This window comes from Actinomycetota bacterium (assembly GCA_030019255.1).
Lineage (GTDB): Bacteria > Actinomycetota > Geothermincolia > Geothermincolales > RBG-13-55-18 > Solincola_A.
This window is the reverse complement of record JASEFK010000001.1, coordinates 140,336-157,770: the sequence shown is the minus strand read 5'-3', so window position 1 is coordinate 157,770 and position 17,435 is coordinate 140,336. Positions and strand designations below refer to the sequence as shown.

General features: G+C 65.0%; 14 protein-coding genes and 1 other RNA gene. All 15 read right to left on the bottom strand.

The genetic code is table 11. The features are described from left to right. Positions 1–215: 215 nt before the first annotated feature. Complete coding sequence (locus QME84_00720; GenBank protein MDI6872798.1) at positions 216–1,577, bottom strand: replication-associated recombination protein A; 1,362 nt, start codon at positions 1,575–1,577, stop codon at positions 216–218. A 65-nt stretch (positions 1,578–1,642) separates the two neighbouring features. Next, positions 1,643–1,821: non-coding RNA, 6S RNA (ssrS, locus tag QME84_00715), on the bottom strand. Between the two features lie 355 nt (positions 1,822–2,176). After that, positions 2,177–3,064: a 4-hydroxy-3-methylbut-2-enyl diphosphate reductase gene (gene ispH, locus QME84_00710; protein MDI6872797.1), complete on the bottom strand. Its 888-nt coding sequence runs from the start codon at positions 3,062–3,064 to the stop codon at positions 2,177–2,179. A 44-nt stretch (positions 3,065–3,108) separates the two neighbouring features. Continuing rightward, positions 3,109–4,878, bottom strand: coding sequence for an aspartate--tRNA ligase (gene aspS, locus QME84_00705; GenBank protein ID MDI6872796.1), 1,770 nt, complete (start codon positions 4,876–4,878; stop codon positions 3,109–3,111). A 146-nt stretch (positions 4,879–5,024) separates the two neighbouring features. Further along, entirely contained in the window at positions 5,025–6,323 is a 1,299-nt protein-coding gene (gene hisS / locus QME84_00700) for a histidine--tRNA ligase (protein MDI6872795.1), read from the bottom strand. Positions 6,324–6,499: 176 nt separating this feature from the next. After that, a complete protein-coding gene (locus tag QME84_00695; GenBank protein MDI6872794.1) occupies positions 6,500–7,132 on the bottom strand; it encodes an MBL fold metallo-hydrolase in 633 nt (210 codons plus the stop codon). After that, positions 7,114–7,473: a hypothetical protein gene (locus tag QME84_00690; protein MDI6872793.1), complete on the bottom strand. Its 360-nt coding sequence runs from the start codon at positions 7,471–7,473 to the stop codon at positions 7,114–7,116. The genes QME84_00695 and QME84_00690 overlap by 19 nt, the downstream gene beginning before the upstream one ends. A 111-nt stretch (positions 7,474–7,584) precedes the next feature. After that, positions 7,585–8,034, bottom strand: coding sequence for a D-aminoacyl-tRNA deacylase (gene dtd, locus QME84_00685; GenBank protein ID MDI6872792.1), 450 nt, complete (start codon positions 8,032–8,034; stop codon positions 7,585–7,587). A gap of 79 nt (positions 8,035–8,113) precedes the next feature. Beyond that, positions 8,114–10,276, bottom strand: coding sequence for a bifunctional (p)ppGpp synthetase/guanosine-3',5'-bis(diphosphate) 3'-pyrophosphohydrolase (locus QME84_00680; protein ID MDI6872791.1), 2,163 nt, complete (start codon positions 10,274–10,276; stop codon positions 8,114–8,116). A 557-nt stretch (positions 10,277–10,833) separates the two neighbouring features. Further along, positions 10,834–12,030, bottom strand: a complete 1,197-nt coding sequence (gene secF / locus QME84_00675; GenBank protein MDI6872790.1) for a protein translocase subunit SecF — start codon at positions 12,028–12,030, stop codon at positions 10,834–10,836. Continuing rightward, entirely contained in the window at positions 12,030–13,418 is a 1,389-nt protein-coding gene (gene secD / locus QME84_00670; GenBank protein ID MDI6872789.1) for a protein translocase subunit SecD, read from the bottom strand. Before secD ends, secF begins: the two co-directional genes overlap by 1 nt. 265 nt (positions 13,419–13,683) lie before the next feature. After that, on the bottom strand, positions 13,684–14,061 hold the full coding sequence (yajC, locus tag QME84_00665) for a preprotein translocase subunit YajC (protein MDI6872788.1): 378 nt from the start codon (positions 14,059–14,061) through the stop codon (positions 13,684–13,686). Positions 14,062–14,102: 41 nt separating this feature from the next. After that, positions 14,103–15,227: a tRNA guanosine(34) transglycosylase Tgt gene (tgt, locus tag QME84_00660; protein MDI6872787.1), complete on the bottom strand. Its 1,125-nt coding sequence runs from the start codon at positions 15,225–15,227 to the stop codon at positions 14,103–14,105. A gap of 72 nt (positions 15,228–15,299) precedes the next feature. Next, the gene (queA, locus tag QME84_00655; protein ID MDI6872786.1) at positions 15,300–16,358 is read right to left on the bottom strand and encodes a tRNA preQ1(34) S-adenosylmethionine ribosyltransferase-isomerase QueA; all 1,059 of its coding nucleotides are present in this window, start codon (positions 16,356–16,358) and stop codon (positions 15,300–15,302) included. Between the two features lie 300 nt (positions 16,359–16,658). Beyond that, positions 16,659–17,279 carry an epoxyqueuosine reductase QueH gene (locus tag QME84_00650; protein ID MDI6872785.1) on the bottom strand — a complete coding sequence of 207 codons (621 nt, stop codon included), beginning with the start codon at positions 17,277–17,279 and terminating at the stop codon, positions 16,659–16,661. Positions 17,280–17,435: the final 156 nt, after the last annotated feature.

The following is a 17,435-nucleotide window of genomic DNA, read 5'->3' as shown; positions in this document are numbered from 1 at the left end:
TCCCGTGTGTCTTGCTCGTTTCGCCGGGATGAAAATGAGTTCAATCGATCTTTTTCCATCTGCCGGTGATTCCTGCAGGTTCGCAGCATCGTCATTGGTAACGGGGAGGCGTCTTCTTTAAAAGCCGGCCGTTCCTCACGCGGCTCCGGGCGAGAACCCCGGTGAGCCTTTCAATTCTCCCCGCATAGCCCTTTCTTTACGTGGAACCGGCCTCCTCAATCACCTCGAGGCGGATTATGGTCCTCTCCTCTCCCGGAACCCTTCTCCCTTTTCCGCCTCCTCCACTCCTCCACCATGCGGGCTTCCTCTCCCGACCCCCCGGGTCGGTAGAACTCCCTGTCCTCCATCCCCTCCGGGAGATAGGACTGCTCCACGTAGCCGCCGGGGAAATCGTGCGGGTAGAGATAGCCCTTGCCATGCCCCAGGGCGGACGCCGCCGGATAATGGGCATCCCGGAGGTGGGCGGGTACCGGGGGGGTCATGCCCTCGGCCACCTCGCGGTCGGCGGCGGATATAGCCCTCAGCGCCGAGTTGCTCTTGGGGGCCAAGGCCAGGTACAGGGCGGCATGGGCCAGGTTGAGGCGGCATTCCGGCAGGCCCACGAACTCCACTGCTTGAGCGGCGGCGGTAGCCACCTGCAGGGCCCCGCTGTCCGCCAGGCCCACGTCCTCGGAGGCGAAGATGACCATGCGCCGGGCGATGAAGCGCGGGTCCTCGCCGGCCTGGAGCATGCGGGCCAGCCAGTACACGGCGGCATGGGGATCGGAACCCCGCAGGGACTTGATGAAGGCGGAAATGATGTCGTAGTGGGCGTCGCCCCACTTGTCGTAGAGCAGGGCCTTGCGCTGCGCCGCCTCCTCCGCAGCCCGCAGGTCAACATGCCTTCGTCCCTCCCTCTCCCGGGAGAGGAGGGCGGCCGCTTCCAGGGTGTTCAGGGCTACCCTGGCGTCCCCTCCGGAGATGCGCACGATATGCCTCAGGGCCTCCTCGTCCACCTCCAGGCCCAAGGATCCCAGCCCCCTCTCGCGGTCCCGCAGGGCTCTTTCCAAGATCTTCCTGATCTCCTCCTCCCCCAGGGGGCGGAGGCGGAAGACCTTGCTCCTGGAGACCAGCGCGGAGTTAACCTCAAAATAGGGATTCTCCGTGGTGGCCCCGATGAGGACGATGGTGCCGTCTTCCACGGCGGGAAGCAGGGCGTCCTGCTGCGCCCTATTGAAGCGATGAATCTCGTCGATGAAGATGATGGTGCGCTGCCCGTGCATGGCCCGCCGGTCCTCCGCCTCCCGGATGAGCCTGCGCACCTCGGCCACACCGCTCTCCACCGCGGATATCTGCTGGAAGTGGGCCTGGGTCATGCGGGCGATGACGGCCGCTAGGGTCGTCTTCCCCGAACCCGGCGGCCCCCAAAAGATGGCCGTCTGGAGCTGGTCCTCCTCCAGGGCACGGCGGAGGTAAGTTCCCTCACCCACCACCTCCTCCTGGCCCACGAACTCCTCCAGGGTACGCGGCCGCATGCGGAGGGCCAGGGGTGCCTCGGACTCCCTCAACTTCTCCCTCGCCGCCTCGAAAAGGTCCATCACCATCCCCCGCTGTCCCGGGAATTCATCTGTATTATCAACCCATGGGCCCAAAAAAATAAATCGGACCCCACCTTGCCGTCTGCGCCGCTATCTTGAACCTGCACCCACGCACGTGGGCACCTACCGCGGGTCTCCGTAGTCCCCCACCCGGGTTGGGGGCATTACGTCCACCGGCGGAAAGCGGTTCCCTTTATCGAAGTGTTGGCTCAACGATAATCCACGGCGCACAACGCACAAGGTCGAGCCCGACAACCGCTGTTTACATTTTAGCATAAGGTTAAGGAGTCGGGATATGTGTCCATCAATCTTCCGGTTGCCGGACGGGACGACTATCGGTGGAAAAACGGTTTCCGGTGTTCCTTTGGTCACGAAATCCGCATCGCGTCTCTCATGCGGTCCTCGAGGAGCATCGACGGGCCGAGTTCCCGTTTCTTTACACGGCGTTGAGCCCACACCCCCTACCGGATGGCGGTTCGAAAAGCTGGAGCCTCATCATCACAAGATCCTCGGTGTTCCCGGGAAAAGAGACTCCGCCAACTGATGGTCATGGTCTTGAGGCCCGGGGAAGGGACTGCCGGAGCGGCACGGGTACGGGACTAACGGGAGGCCAGCAGGCGCCTGACCTCCTCCAGCCTCTCCCGGGGCGTGGAGGCTCCTCCCACCACCGCCGCCCGGGAGACCCCTTCCAGGACGGAGAGGTCCAGCTCCTCCGCGGTCTCCACCTTCACGGTCCGGGCACCCGCCGTCTCGCAGATCTTGCGCAGGAACTCGGTGTTGGAGCTGTTCCTTCCCCCCACCACCACCACCAGGTCGTGGGCCAGCGCCAGCTGCAGGGCCTCCGCCTGGCGGGCCAGGGTATTGCGGCACAGGGTGTTTATGAGCTTCATCTCGCTCACCTCCCGGATCATCTCCGGGACCTCGGTTATCAGGCCCTCCACCAAGCTCCGGAAGGTGAGCAGGTCCACGGTGGTCTGGGCGATGATACCGACCTTCCTCACCATGCGGGTCTGCCCTTCCCACCACTCCTTCAACTCCTCTATCTCCTTGATGACCACGGCGTCCCGGTTCACGTGTCCCAGGATGGCTTCCACCTCGGGATGCTCACGGTTACCGACGATGAAGAGGTGGTACCCCTCACCCACCAGGCGCATGGCCGCCTTCTGGGCCTTCTTCACCGTGGGGCAAGTGGCGTCCACCGTCTCGGCACCCAGGTCCGCCAGCCTCTGCGCCAAGTGGGGCGGGATGCCGTGGGACCTGATGATCACCCGCGAGCCGGCCAGCTCGGCCGCCTCCCACTCTTTCGGGTCCTCGGGAAGGACCCGCAGGCCCCTCCTCTCCAGCTCCTCCACCACCTGGGGATTATGGATGATGGGGCCTACGGAAAAAGCCGGCCTCTCCGGGTCCCGCAGGACCTCCTTGGCCATACGTATGGCCCTCCTCACCCCGGGACAGAAGCCGGCGTACCTGGCCAGGGTTATATCCATCGCCCCTCCCTCGTGCCGGAACCGATCGGCGGACCACCCGCCTTTCAAATCGGCCGCAGGCGCAGTTCCCTTAACTGCTGGGGATAGACGGCATCCGGGGCTCCGGTGAGGGGATCGGAGCCGGACTGGGTCTTGGGGAAGGCGATGACCTCCCGTATGGACTCCCTGCCAGCCATGATCATCACCAGCCGGTCCAGCCCGAAGGCTATCCCCCCGTGGGGCGGCGGGCCGTAGCGGAAAGCTTCCAGCAGGAAACCGAACTTCTCCGCCGCCTCCTCCTCGGAGAGGCCGAGGATGCCGAAGATCCTGGATTGCAGTTCCGGGTCGTGGATTCGAATGCTCCCCCCACCCAGCTCCACCCCGTTGAGCACCAGGTCATAGGAATCCGAGGTCACCTCCAGGGGCCTTTCCTCCAGATATTCCAGGCACCCGGCACTGGGGGCGGTGAAGGGGTGGTGGTTGCTCTTGTAGCGCTTCTCCTCCTCGTCCCAGTCGAAGAGGGGGAACTCGGTAACCCAGGTGAAGGCGAATCTCTCCTCCGGAGGAGGGGCATAACGTTCCGCGCAGTAGGAACGCAGGCCGGCGAGGACGTCGTTCAGTTCTTCGCCCCCGGCGGCCAGGAGCAGCACCTCGCCCTCCTCCAGCCCGGCGCTGCGTACCACGCCCTCGGTCTCCCGCGAGGACAGGAACTTGGCGGCGGGGGACTTCAACCCCTCCCCCTCGCGGACCATCCACACCAGCCCGCCCGCTCCCAGGCGGCGCGCCTCGTCCACCAGCCCGTCCAGCTCGCGCCGGGCCGGTGACCGCATGCCCGCTACCTTGAAGCCCCTTACCTTCCCCCCGGCCTCCAGCACGGAGCGGAAGACCTTGAACTCCGTCTCCCGGAAGAGGGGAGAGAAGTCCCTCATCTCCATCCCCCACCTCGGGTCCGGGCGGTCGGTCCCGTATCGTTCCATGGCTTCCCTCCAGGTCAGCCGGGGGAAGGGAACGGCGAGCTCTACTCCCAGCACGGACCGGAAGAGGTGGGCGAACATCTCGTCCATGAGGGACATCACGTCCTCGGGGTCCACGAAGGACATTTCCAGGTCTATCTGGGTGAACTCCGGCTGCCGGTCGGCGCGCAGGTCCTCGTCCCGGAAACAGCGGGCTATCTGGAAGTAGCGGTCGAAACCGGCCACCATCAGCAGCTGCTTGAAGAGCTGCGGGGACTGGGGAAGGGCGTAGAACTTGCCCGGCTGCAGGCGGGAGGGGACCACGAAGTCCCTCGCCCCCTCCGGCGTGCTCTTGGTGAGCATGGGGGTCTCGATTTCCAGGAAATTCCTGGAAATCAGGAAATTGCGCACTTCCTGGGTCACCCTGCTGCGCAGCACCAGGGCCTCCTGCATGTCGGGACGGCGCAGGTCCAGGTAACGGTAGCGGAGGCGCAGCGTCTCCTCCACCCCGCTTCCCGGCTCGATCTCGAAGGGTGGGGTGAGCGAGGAGCTAATGACCGTGACCTCCTCGGCCATGACCTCCACCTCTCCCGTGGCTAGGCGCGGGTTGACCGACTCCGCGGGACGGGCGCGCACCACCCCCCGGCAGGAGAGGACGTACTCGCTGCGCACCTGACGGGCGGTGGCATGCGCCACGGGACTTACCTCCGGGTTGCAGACCACCTGCACCAGGCCGGTTATATCCCGCAGGTCCAGGAAGATGACCCCCCCATGATCCCTCCTGGTCTGCACCCAGCCGTTGAGGACCACCTCCCGTCCCACGTCCGCGGGACGCAGCGTGCCGCAGTAACGGGTCCTCTTCTCCCAGCGTCCGTCCTTCATATCCTCCATGTCCTTCCTCGTCGCCGTCTTAGGTTTTTCGCCGTTTCGAGACCCGACCGACGATGACCATTACCGTGTCCATGCTCCCGACCGGATGTTTCCATACCGCGCCTCGCGCTGACCCCTTCGGGTTTATTTTCCCGCCGTTACCTCCCCAGCCTTTCCTTTACCGCCTCCAGCCAGCGGTTCCCGCCCGCCTCCAGCCTCTCCTGGGCTCCTTCCTCCAGGTCGCGCAGGGTCAGGTAATCCCCCTTGAGTTCGTCCTCTCCCAGGATCAGGCAGTACCGGTAACCCTGGCGGTCGGCCTCCTTCATCTGGGCCTTGGGGCTCCTGTCCATGTGGTCGAGGTCGCAGCGCAATCCCTCCGCCCGCAGCCCGCGGGCCATCAGGAAGGCGCGCCTCCGTGCCTCCTCCCCGATGGCCACCAGGTAAACCCCTTCCCGGCCACCCTCGGGAAGCACCGGCCCGGCGTTCATCACCCTCTCCAGGCCGACGGAGAACCCCACCGCGGGGACGGGCTCCCCTCCCATCTCCTCCACCAGGTGGTCATACCTCCCCCCAGCGGCCAGGGCATTCTGTCCGCCCAGCTCTGGGTCTTGGAACTCGAATACCGTCCGGGTGTAATAGTCCAGGCCCCTCACCAGCCTCTCCTCGCGGGAGAAATCCACCCCCGCGGCGCCCAGGATTTCCTCCACCGCGCGGAGATGCGCCCGGCAGGCCCCACAAAGGTAGTCCCCCAGTCCGGGAGCCCCGGCGATCACCGGGGCGCATGACCTCTCCTTGCAGTCCAGCACCCGAAGGGTGTTTACCTCCATCCTGCGGCGGCAGTCCGGGCAGAGCTCCCCCGCCCTTCCCTCGAGGTAGCCTCGCAGGGCCTCCACGTAGGCCGGACGGCAAGCCGCGTCACCCACGCTGTTCACCACCAGGCGGGAGGCGATGCCCAGGGAGCCCAGGAACTCGTGGCAGAGGAGGATCACCTCGGCGTCCGCGCTGGGGTACGGGGAACCGATGAGTTCCACTCCCAGCTGGTGGAACTGGCGGTATCTCCCCGCCTGGGGCCGTTCGTGGCGGAACATGGGACCGCAGTAATAGAGCTTCACCGGCAGCCCCCCCTTGTCCAGGCGGTGCTGCACGAAGGCCCTGGCCACCCCGGCGGTGGCCTCCGGGCGGAGGGTCAGGCTCCTGCCCCCCTTGTCCAGGAAGGTGAACATCTCCTTGCGCACGATGTCCGTCCCTTCCCCCAGGCCCCGGGCGAAGACCTCCGTGTATTCCATTACCGGAAGGATGATCTCCCGGTACCCGTAGGCGTGGAAAAGCCGGTGGGCCAGGTCCAGTACCCTGCGCCACCGCTCGCTCTCCGGCGGCAGTACGTCCTGGGTTCCCCTGGGAGCCCGGAAGTCCGCGCTATTCCTACGCCGCGCCTTCTCTTCGCCCCACACCTTCATCCTCTCCCGTCTCAAGGCCCCGCGTGCTGCAGCCCTTGCCGACCGCGTATAACGTCGGGGCGCGGTCCGCTCCCTGCGACCCCGCGGCGGCCGTCCTTTGACTCAACACACCGTTTCCCCGCCACCTCCTCTCGGAACCTGGCGTCCTCACCGCCTCCGTCTCCCGCCCGCCCGGTTCAACCCAGCCCCATGAGGAAGGGGTTGTGGGCCTTTTCCTCCCCCAGGGTGGTGGCCGGACCGTGTCCTGGTAGAATGTGGGTGTCGTCGGGAAGGTCCCAGACCTTCTCCCTCACCGACCGCAGCAGGGTCTGCAGGGACCCTCCCTTGAGGTCCGTGCGGCCGATGGAACCCTGGAAGATGAGGTCGCCGCAGAAAAGGTATCCCGGGAGGTAGAAGCTGACCCCACCCCGGGTATGGCCCGGGGTGTGCAGTACCTTCAGGGCCAGCTCCCCCACGCGGATAATGTCGCCGTCATTCACGTAGCGCACCTGCCGGGGGCGGGTGGCCATGACCCCTCCCACCAGCCCCACCAGCCTGGTACGGGGACTGGCCAGGGCTCCGGCGTCCTCCTCGTGGATGAAGACCGGGGCTCCCACGGCGTCGCTCAGGGGGCCGGCCCCCGCCACGTGATCCACGTGGCCGTGGGTGCAGAGGATGGCCACGCATTCCAGCTCGTCCTCGTGCAGGCGGGACACGATGGACTTCACCTCCCCCGCCGGGTCTATCACCGCGGCGGGCGAACGCACGTCCGACGCCAGCAGGTAACAGTTGGTGGCCAGCATTCCGATGGTCAAGGTCTTGAGATACATGTATCCTCCGCGTCCCGCTCTTCTTCTTCCGGAATGGTCTCCTCCGGAATCTCCGGAATCCCTTTTTCGACGGCGTGGTCGGTAGAGGGCCTTCCCGCTCTCCGGCGATCGACCTGCCCAGGCACGCGGCCCGGGGTCCGGAATCTCTTCTTCGCCGGTCCATACATGATATCCCATGTTATCCCAAATATCTCAACCCTTGGCCGAGTTTCCCGTAAAAAGGGCCGGTAAATTCCGCCGTTCCGATGGGGCTTATCACAAAAGGAGCACCTCGCTTCAACCTTCACCGGGGAGCTGGTGAGCAGGGTTACCGGGCCATCGTTTTCCGGCGCCGCCTTCATGGGCGTGCCCGCCAGGCTTCAGGGGAGGCCCGGCATGAGGAGGAAAAATCCGGTACTTGGATGGAGGGGGTATGGATGAAATCTCGAGGTATCAAGGGCAGCCCGGCGCCCCTAATCCTTCCGCGGGGACTCGATGAGCAAGGTCACCGGGCCGTCGTTCACCAGTTCCACCTCCATGTGGGCGCCGAAAACCCCCCTGGCAGGGGGGAACCCGGCGTCGGCGAAGACCTCGCAGGCTTCCTCGTAAATCCTTTCCGCGACCTCGGGTGGTGCCGCCTCCACGTAGCTGGGCCTCCTCCCCTTGCGCACGTCACCGTAGAGGGTGAACTGGGAGACCACCATCACCTGACCCCCCTTCTCGACCAGCGAAAGGTTCAGTTTGCACTCGTGGTCGTCGAAGATGCGCAGGTTAACCGTCTTGCGCACGATGTACTCGATGTCCTCGCGGGTATCCCGGGTAGAGATGCCGAGGAGCACCAGCAAACCCGGCCCGATGGAGGATACCTCCCGTCCATCGACCCGCACTGTACAGCGAGATACCCTCTGGATAAGAGCCCTCATCCCTCCTCAGCCTCCCGTTTCCCCTCCACACTAAAAGGCTCCGGCTTCCGCGAGATCATCCCCGAAGGGCGAGGCCCCTTCAGGCCCCGGGGATCACGCGGTAGGCGCTGAATACCGAATCCACCTTGCGGATGTTGCGCAGTATGTCCTCCAGGTGGCTGATGTTGGCCAGCTCGAAGACGAACCGGCTCACGGCCACGTTCTCCCTGTTTATGTTCATGGTGGCGGTCAGGATGTTCACGTGGAACTCCCCCAGAACGGTGGTGATGTCCCTCAGAAGCCTCGGCCGGTCCATGGCCTCCACCCTTATCTCCACCTGGAAGCTGGTGGGCTGCCGGGTATCCCAGCTCACCTCTATCCTGCGGTATCCGGTCTCCAACATGTGGCGGGCGTTGGGACAATCGGCGCGGTGGACGGAGACCCCGCGGCCCCGGGTGACGAAGCCCACGATGGGGTCGTAGGGCACCGGGTTGCAGCAGTGGGCGATGCGCACCAGCACGTTGTCCACCCCTTCCACCCTCACTCCCTTGGTGTAGGCGGGCGGCTTGCGCCGGCGCCGGGGTGCCGGAGCCGGCGGCGCCTCCTCGCTTATGCCCAGCTTGTTCTGGAGGTGGTTCACCACCTGCTGGGCGGATGTCTTACCGGCGCCGATGCTGGCGTAGAGGTCCTCCGTGGAGGTGAAACCGTATTCCTGGGTAGCGATCTCCTCCAGGAGGTGGGAACCCAGGACCTTCTGGACCGGGAGGCGGGCCTTGCGCATGGCCTTGATCAGCACCTCCTTCCCCTCCTGGGCATCCTCCAGGCGCCGCTCCTTGGAGAACCACTGGCGGATCTTGGTCCTGGCCCGGGGGGTCTTGACGATGTTCAGCCAGTCCTTGGAGGGTCCGGGGGAAGTGCTGGAGGTTATGATGGTCACGATGTCCCCGTTGCGCAGGTTGTATTCCAGGGGCACCAGGCGGTCGTTGACCTTGGCCCCCACGCAGCGGTGGCCCACCTCGGTATGGATGGCGTAAGCGAAGTCGATGGGAGTGGAGCCCCGCGGGAGATCGATGACGTCCCCCTTGGGGGTGAAGACGAAGACCTCGTCCTGGAAAAGGTCTATCTTCAGGTTTTCCAGGAATTCCCTGGGATCGGAAAGCTCCCTCTGCCATTCCACGATGCGCTTTATCCAGGCCAGCCTCTCCCGCACCCGGTCCTGGGAGCGGCCGGCTTCCTTGTACCGCCAGTGGGCGGCGATACCGTATTCCGCGGTACGGTGCATGTCATGGGTACGGATCTGTATCTCCAGGGGCCGACCCTGCGGTCCTATGACCGTGGTGTGCAGGCTCTGGTAGATGCCGAAGCGGGGCTGGGCGATGTAATCCTTGATCCGCCCGGGAACCGGCTGCCAGAGGGAGTGCACCATCCCCAGGACGGTGTAACATTCTTCCTTGGTGTTCACCAGGATGCGCACGGCGAAGAGGTCGTATATCTCGTCGAACTGCTTTCCCCGCTCCTTCATCTTGGTGTAGATGCTGTAGTAGTGCTTGACCCGCCCCTCTATCTCCGCCTTGATGTGCGACTGGCGCAGGTGGGCCTGAAGCTCCCTCTTGACCTCCTCGATGTACCGCTCCCGCTCGGGCCGGCGCTGGTCCACCATCTGGACGATCTCCTGGAAGCGCAGGGGATAGAGGGTGGCGAAGGCCAGGTCCTCCAGCTGCCACTTGAGCTGGGATATGCCCAGGCGGTGAGCCAGGGGAGCGTAGATCTCCAGGGTCTCGCGGGCTTTTTCCTTCTGCTTCTCCTCAGAAAGGTGCCCGATGGTCTTCATGTTGTCCAGGCGGTCGGCCAACTTGATGATCACCACCCGGATATCCTGGGCCATGGCCACGAACATCTTGCGGAAGTTCTCCGCCTGCATCTCCTCGCGGTTGCGGAAGGTGAGCCGGTCCAGCTTGGTCACGCCGTCGATGATCCCGGCTATCTCCGTCCCGAACTTATCCCGCACGTCGTCCAGGGTGATCTCCGTGTCCTCCACCACGTCGTGCAGGAGGGCCGCCGCCAGGGTGATCTCGTCCATCTGAAGGTCGGCCAGGATGTGGGCCACCCCCAGGGGATGGAGGATGAACTCCTCCCCGCTCTTCCTCACCTGTCGGGCGTGGTGAAGGCGCGCGAACTCGTAGGCTTCCCGGATGAGCCGGGTGTCGCCCCTGCCGTTGTAAGACTTGACCTTTTGGACCAGCGAATCGATGGATGGCGACAAGTCTTTCCTCCCGTTTCTATCCTGCTCTTCCGTGCCCTGGAGGGAACGGAGGCTCCGATTTGATAGTGCCACAAGCCGGAGGGATAAGGGAAGGCGTGGGTTGCTCCAACTGAACCGCAGGATGGCCCCACCAAGTCAGCTTAGCGTAGAGAAAGGGCACCCGCCGCCCGCCAAAAGCGTACCTTGCTTTGGGGGATACGTCATTCGAGCGGCCACGGGTACCGACGGCGTGTGAAACGGAAGCATCCGCGCGCCCGGTCACCGGGTTATTGCCTCCTGTCGCGCTTGTCGCCGGCCACGCGGAGATCGCCATCCCGACGGCGGTCGGGTTCCGTGGTGTTGGTTCGGTTTACGACCGACAGAAAGGTAGCCCTCGCCCTCCGGTACCGTGCGAGACTACCCTGCGCCCGTGGTCGGAGGGGACCGGTGATGCGTACATCTCCCATACGCCCCTCGGAAAACTGCCTTCGCCGGAGGAAAGGCTCCTTCCGGTTCCCCGCCTTCCTCCTCCTCCCGACGTCCCGGAAGGGGTGGGGCAGAACCAAGCTTGCTCGCGCCTATTTCTTCTTCTTTTTTTTCTTTTTACCGCCCGAGGGGCCCTTGGTGGTGGCCTTCTTGCGCTGGCCGCTGCCTCCCTTGGCCGGGGCTGGCTTCCGCGCCTGCGCGTTCGTGCCTTCCCTGGACCGGGCTCCTGCCGCCTCGGGCTTGGCCTCCGCTTCCCGGGGCGGGGGAGCGGGTTCTTCCCCGGAACGCGTCGCCGCGGGCCTGGTGATAAGGATGGCTTCCCGGGCCCCCTTGACGTCCACCCTTTCCCGCACCGCCGCGTAGCGGGGTTCTCTCTCCTTCCACATGGCCAGGAGAGGGCTGGCGATGAAGGTGGAGGAATACCCTCCCAGCAGGACGCCCAGGAAGAGGGCGAAGGCGAAATCCTTGAGCGTCTCCCCTCCGAAGACCAGGATGGTAATGATGGGCAGCAGGGTGGTCAGGGTGGTGCCGATGGAACGCATGAGCGTCTGGTTGACGCTCTCGTTGACAATGCCCGAGAAGGTCATCCTTCCGCTGCGCGCCAGCAGATTGGTATTTTCTTCCACACGGTCGAAGACCACGATAGTGTCGTAGAGGGAGTAGCCGAGAATGGTCAGAAAGGCGATAACCGTGACCGGCGTCACCTGGCGGCGGGTCAGGGCGTAGATCCCCACGGTGATGAGGGTATCGTGGATGAGGGCGACAATGGCCGTCACCGCCATCTTGAACTCCAAACGGAGAGTTATGTACACCAGGATGACGGCCAAAAAGACTGCCAGGGCGATGATGGCCTTTTGGCTCACCTCGCGCCCCCATTCCGAGCCCACCTGCTCCTCCTGGAGAACCTCATCAATGCCGTAGATGCGGTCCAGCTCCAAGTTGATGGATTCGATGGCTTGCTGGCGGGCCTGTGAATCCTCGATGTAGGGCATGCGCAGGATGAGCACCCGGTTGTCTTCCGCGGCCTGCACGATGGACTTCTCCAGGCCCGGGGTCCCCGTCCCCGCCAGTATGCCGCGCACCTCGCCCACGTCGGCGGGCTTCTGGAGGCGCATCTTCACCAGGTAGCCGCCCTTGAACTCGATGCCCAGGTTGATCCCCAGGACGGCCAGGGCCGCCACCGAGATGACGATGAGCGCGGTGGAGAATCCGATCCAGTAGACATTGGGAGGAGAGAAGGCCTTCCCACCGACCAGGTTGTACTTTATCTCCCTGCCCCGGATGAACATCAGCCCTCACCCCCCAGGACTTCCTTCCCCACCCCCACAAGGCGCGGCCGGTTGTAGGCCTTCAGTCTGGAGAGCAGGGAAACGGCGTGGTGGGTGAAGAAGTAGGAGATGAACACGTCCAGAAGGGTGGCCAGCCCCAGGGTGAAGGCGAAGCCCTTAACCGGGCCCATGGCCAGTATCCAGAGGATGAAGGCGGTAATGAAGGTGGCCGCGTCCGCGGCCACGATGGTGCGGAAGGCGGACCTGTAAGCGCGGTCCGCCGAGGAGCGCACGGACTTTCCCTCCCGCACCTCCTCCTTGAGCCTCTCGAAGAAGACCACGCTGGAGTCGGCAGAGATGCCGATGGAGACCACCACGCCGGCGATGCCCGCCAGGGTCAGGGACCAGTGTAGGTAGCGCCCCAGGAGGGAGATTATCCCGAACATGAGGAGTCCGAAGAACACCAGGGAGAAGCAGGTGACGATGCCCAGCAGCCGGTAGACAGCGAGCATGAACACGGCCACCAGGACCAGGCCCACCAGCCCGGCGATGAGCCCCCGTCGGAGGGAATCCCGCCCCAGGGTGGCGCTGACGTTCTCCACCAGGGGATTGGGGTCGAACTCCACCGGGAGGGCGCCCATCTTGAGGACCAGGGCCAGGTCCCGGGCCTCCTCGCGGGTGAAGTCGCCGGTTATCTCCCCCCGGCCGTCGGTTATTTCCGACTGCACGGTGGGAAAGGACTCCAGGTTGTAGTCCAGGACGATGGCCAGCTGCTTTCCCAGCAGCTCCTTGGTGAGGGTGGCGAACTCCGGGGCCGCCTCCGAGGTGAGCTGGAAAACGATCTTGTAGCCTCCCCGTTCCTGGTCCACGGCGGCGTCCGCGGTGTCGATGATGTCCCCGGTGAGGCGGGTGGGCCCCAGACGCACCTTCAGCCTCTCCCCGTTTTTTCCCTCCTTCTCCAGGACGATCTCCTGGTCCTTGAGGGCCTGGTAGGCCTCCGGGTCATCGGGGTTGACCGCGGTGACCTCCGTGGTCTCGTAGTTCTCGCTCCCCGGGTAGATGATCTCCAGGACCTCACGGAACTGGAGCTGGGCGGTGCTGCCGATGATCTTGAGCACCCGGTCGGGGTCCTGTTCCCCGGGGATCTGGACCAGGACCCGGTTGTTTCCCTGCGGCGCCACCACCGGTTCCGTGAGGCCCAGGGCGTTCACCCGGCGCCGGACGATCTCGGCGGCCTTCTCCATCTTGGCCCCATCCGCCTCCCCCAGCGCCTGCAGGGTCACGCTGATGCCGCCCTGCAGGTCGAGGCCCAGCCGCGGTCCGTACCCCCCCACCAGGATGGGCACGTACATGGCCACCAGGACCAGGGCCACCACCGCTAGCATCCACAGGGACCTTCCGGTCTTCACCGTTTACCTCCCCACATAATGAAGTCCTTTTCCGCTTACGGCCGAAAATACGCCTTCCACCCGTTTAGGCTCCAGGGACTCATTCCACGCGGTAACGCCGGGACGTGTTTTTCCTCTGCGGCACAAGCGCCACCGGCGCCCGGAAAGCACCCGGGCCCGGGATATGTGAACCTCACCTCGGATGTATTCGCAACTTCTAACCGGTTCCCTTCGTGGTGTCCCTAGGGTTCAATCGTGCCGGCTGGCTACCCGGCCTGGAAATCACCTAATCCTCGTCCTCCGCCCGCTTGTCCGCCTCCTCCTCGCCGGACAATCCTTCTTCCGCCTCCTCCTGCTCGTGAGGGGTGAAGATCTTGACGATGGCGCTCTTGGCCACCCGGATATCCACGTCCTCGGCCACCTCCAGGAGGACGGTATCCTCCTCCACCTCGCTGATGGTCCCGTAGATTCCCGCCGAGGTCATCACCTCGTCCCCCACTCGAAGGCTCTTCATGAGCTCCATCTGCTGCCGCATGCGCTTCTGCTGGGGACGGATGAGCATGAAATAGAAGAGCACGATCAGGCCGACGATAAAGAGGATGGAGATCCAACCCGTCGAACCTTCCTGCGCCGCCAGGGGGATGGACGCGTACCAGACGTTCATTTTCACCTTCCTTCCCAGAAATTACCATATTCGCACCGGGTTCACGACGGCTGCCTCTCGCTCCAGCCCTTCCATTCCCGGATTAACTCCAACATTCTACCAGCCTCTATCGCCCGCCTGCAATCGAGGAGCAGCCGCTGCATGAACGCCAGGTTGTGCCAGGTGAGCATGCGGTGGGCCAGCATCTCGTTCACCCGGTGCAGGTGGCGGAGGTAGGCGCGGGTGAAGTTGGTGCAGGCCGGACAGGCGCAGCCCTCCTCGAGGGGGCGGGGGTCATGTGCATAACAGGCATGGCGCAGGTTGAGCTTTCCCTCCCGGGTGAAGGCCAACCCGGTGCGAGCCATGCGGGTGGGGAGCACGCAGTCGAAGAGGTCCATGCCCAGGGCCACGGACTCCAGGAGCCCCTCCGGGTCGCCAATGCCCAGGAGGTGGCGTGGCCGGTCCTCGGGAAGGATGGCCGACTGCACCTCCAGGCAGCGGAGCATCTCCTCCCTGGGTTCCCCCACCGACAGGCCCCCGATGCCGTACCCAGGGAAGTCCAGCCCGGCGGTCAACTCCGCGCTACGCGCCCGGAGGTCCGGGTAGGCGCCCCCCTGCACGATACCGAAAAGGGCCTGTTCGCCGCGGGTGTGGGCCTCGAGGGACCTCTCCGCCCAGCGCAGGGTGGTCTCCACCGACCTTTCCACCTCCTCCCGGGAAGCGGGATAGGCCACGCAATGATCCAGGATCATGGCCACGTCCGAGCCCAGGTCCTCCTGTACACGCACCGCCGTCTCCGGGGTCAGGAAGTGCTCGCTGCCGTCGTACACGGAGCGGAAACGTACCCCGTCCTCCTCTACCCTCAGGGTGGGCGACAGGGAGAAGACCTGGAAGCCCCCGCTGTCGGTGAGGATTGGTCCCTCCCATCCCATGAAGGCATGCAGGCCGCCCGCCTCCTTGATCACCTCCACCCCGGGACGGAGATAGAGATGATAGGTGTTGGCCAGTATCATGCGGTAGCCGATATCCGCCACCTCCCAGGGGGCCATGGACTTCACCGCCCCCCTGGTCCCCACGGGCAGAAAGGCGGGGGTGAGCACCTCGCCCCGGGGGGTGGTAAGCTTTCCCAGGCGGGCCATGGTATGGGGGTCCCGCTTCAGGATCTCGAACCGCAAGGAGGTTTCCATCCTCTCTCCTCGATCCCGTACCTGCGGCCGGCCAAATATTATCGGGCCTGCCCAGCCGGATTCCACCGGACTTCAATCGCCGGGTGGACGCCACCCGTGGGGATAGTGGAAGTAACAAACGTCGCCGAAGCTGAGGAAACGGTAGCCCCGTTCCACCGCCCGGCGGTAGGCCTCCAGCACCAGCTTTCGCCCGGCGAAGGCGCTGACCATGACCAGCAGGCTGGAGCGGGGGAGATGGAAGTTGGTGAGCAGGCAGTCCACCACCCGGAAACGGTATCCGGGATAGATGTAAAGATCGGTCATGCCCCGGAAAGGCTGTAGCTCCCCCGAGAGGGCGGCGCTCTCCAGCGCCCTGGCCACCGTGGTCCCCACGGCGATGACTTTCTTCCCCTCCCGCCGCGCGGCGCCGACCTGTCGGCATACCTCCTCCCCAACCTCCACTTCCTCGCTATGCATGCGATGCTCCTCCACTTCCCGGCAGGCCAGGGGCCGGAACGTGTCCAGGCTCACGTCCAGGCGGAGGAAGGCCAGGCGCACCCCCCGGGAGCGGAGGGCATCCAGGGTAGCGGGGGCGAAATGGAGCCCCGCCGTGGGCGCGGCAGCCGAACCAATGCGGCGGGCGAACACGGTCTGGTACCTCTCGGGATCCTCCAAGCGGGCCCGGATGTAGGGGGGCAGGGGGACCTCTCCCAGCCGCTCCACCGCCTCCTCCACACCCCCGGGGTGGCTGGTCTCCAGCCTCACCCGCACCAAGCCCTCGCCCTTTCTCTCCACCACCTCGGCCAGGAGCTTTCCGGAGCCGAAGGATATCCTGCTTCCTTCCCGCAAACGCCGGAAGGGCCGGGCCAGGGCCTCCCAGGCACCGTCCTCCGCGGAGCGCAGCAGGAGGAGCTCTGCCCGCCCGCCGTTCCCCTCCTTGACGCCCCTCAAGCGCGCTCGCCGCACCCGGCTCTCGTTGAAGACCATGCAGTCCCCTTCCTCCACCAGGGTGGGAAGGTCGCGGAAGACCCTATGCTCTATGGCCCTCGATTCACAATCCACCACCAGCATCCGCGAGGCCTCGCGGTCCTCCAGCGGTTCCTGGGCGATGAGCTCCTCCGGCAGATGGTAGTCGAAAAGATCCACGCGCATCTCAGTCCTACATCCTTATCTCACCTGAAGATCATCTCACCTGAAGATCATGATCCCCGGACGAGGCACGACTGCGTTGACGCCCGGGTATGGACATCCATTCACCATCGCCGCTCTCCCGGCTGCCCCGTACGCGCAGGATATTCCGCCACGGGCTGGTGACCGTGCTCCAGCCGGGTGATATTCCGCCCTTGACCTCAACCTGGTCGGCCGCCTTTCCTGCCCCCCCTGCCCAAGCAGACCATTCCGGACAGGCCGGGAAAGGCGGTTGCGGATGACGGGCCGGTCGCGGCCCTGTCCTTACGCCCTCCCGCGATCCGGGCTCCCGTTCGGGCCCTCGCCCGTCGCCGGCGACCTCTCTTCTGCAGCCTTCAACCTCTCCCGGAGGGAACGATCGTACCTCTCGCGCTCGCTCAGGAGGCAACCGCAGTAGGGCTGGGTGTACATGCCCCTCCCCCGGGCTTCCGAGAGCACCTCGCGATAGACCTCCCTGCCGTCCCACACCACGAACTCCAGGCCCCGGCTGCGGGCTATGGAAGTGCCCAGGAGTTCCAGCAGGGCGTGGTCCTGGTGAGGGCTGGCGAAGAGGGTGGTGGAAAGGGCTTCCATCCCCTCCTCCAGGGCGAAATCCGCCGCCCGCCTCAGGCGCAGCCGGTAACAGATCTCGCACCGGCTCTCCTCCCGGAAGGCCACCGCCCTCAGCCACTCCTCCGGCTCGTAGGCCAGGACGGTGTATTCCGAGCCCGTCACCGCCATGAGCTCCTCAAAGGTTTCCAGCCGGTTCCTGTATTCGCGGTAGGGGTGGATGTTGGGATTGTAGAAGAGATAGTGAACCCTGCGGCCCGCGGTATCCAAGAGGCGCTGCGCCACCAGGGCGCAGGGCCCGCAACAGGTATCCAGGAGCAGTTTTCGCTCGGGCATGCGCTCGGCACCCCTTTTTCAAGCCGCTTCCGTCCTCGAACCGGGACCCGTGCCTCCCCGCAAGTCCCGGCACCAGATTACCGGATGACCGGAACGGCGAAGCCGGGGCGAAGATCAACCGTTCCTCCCCGTCATTCCCGACAACAGCTTACCGGA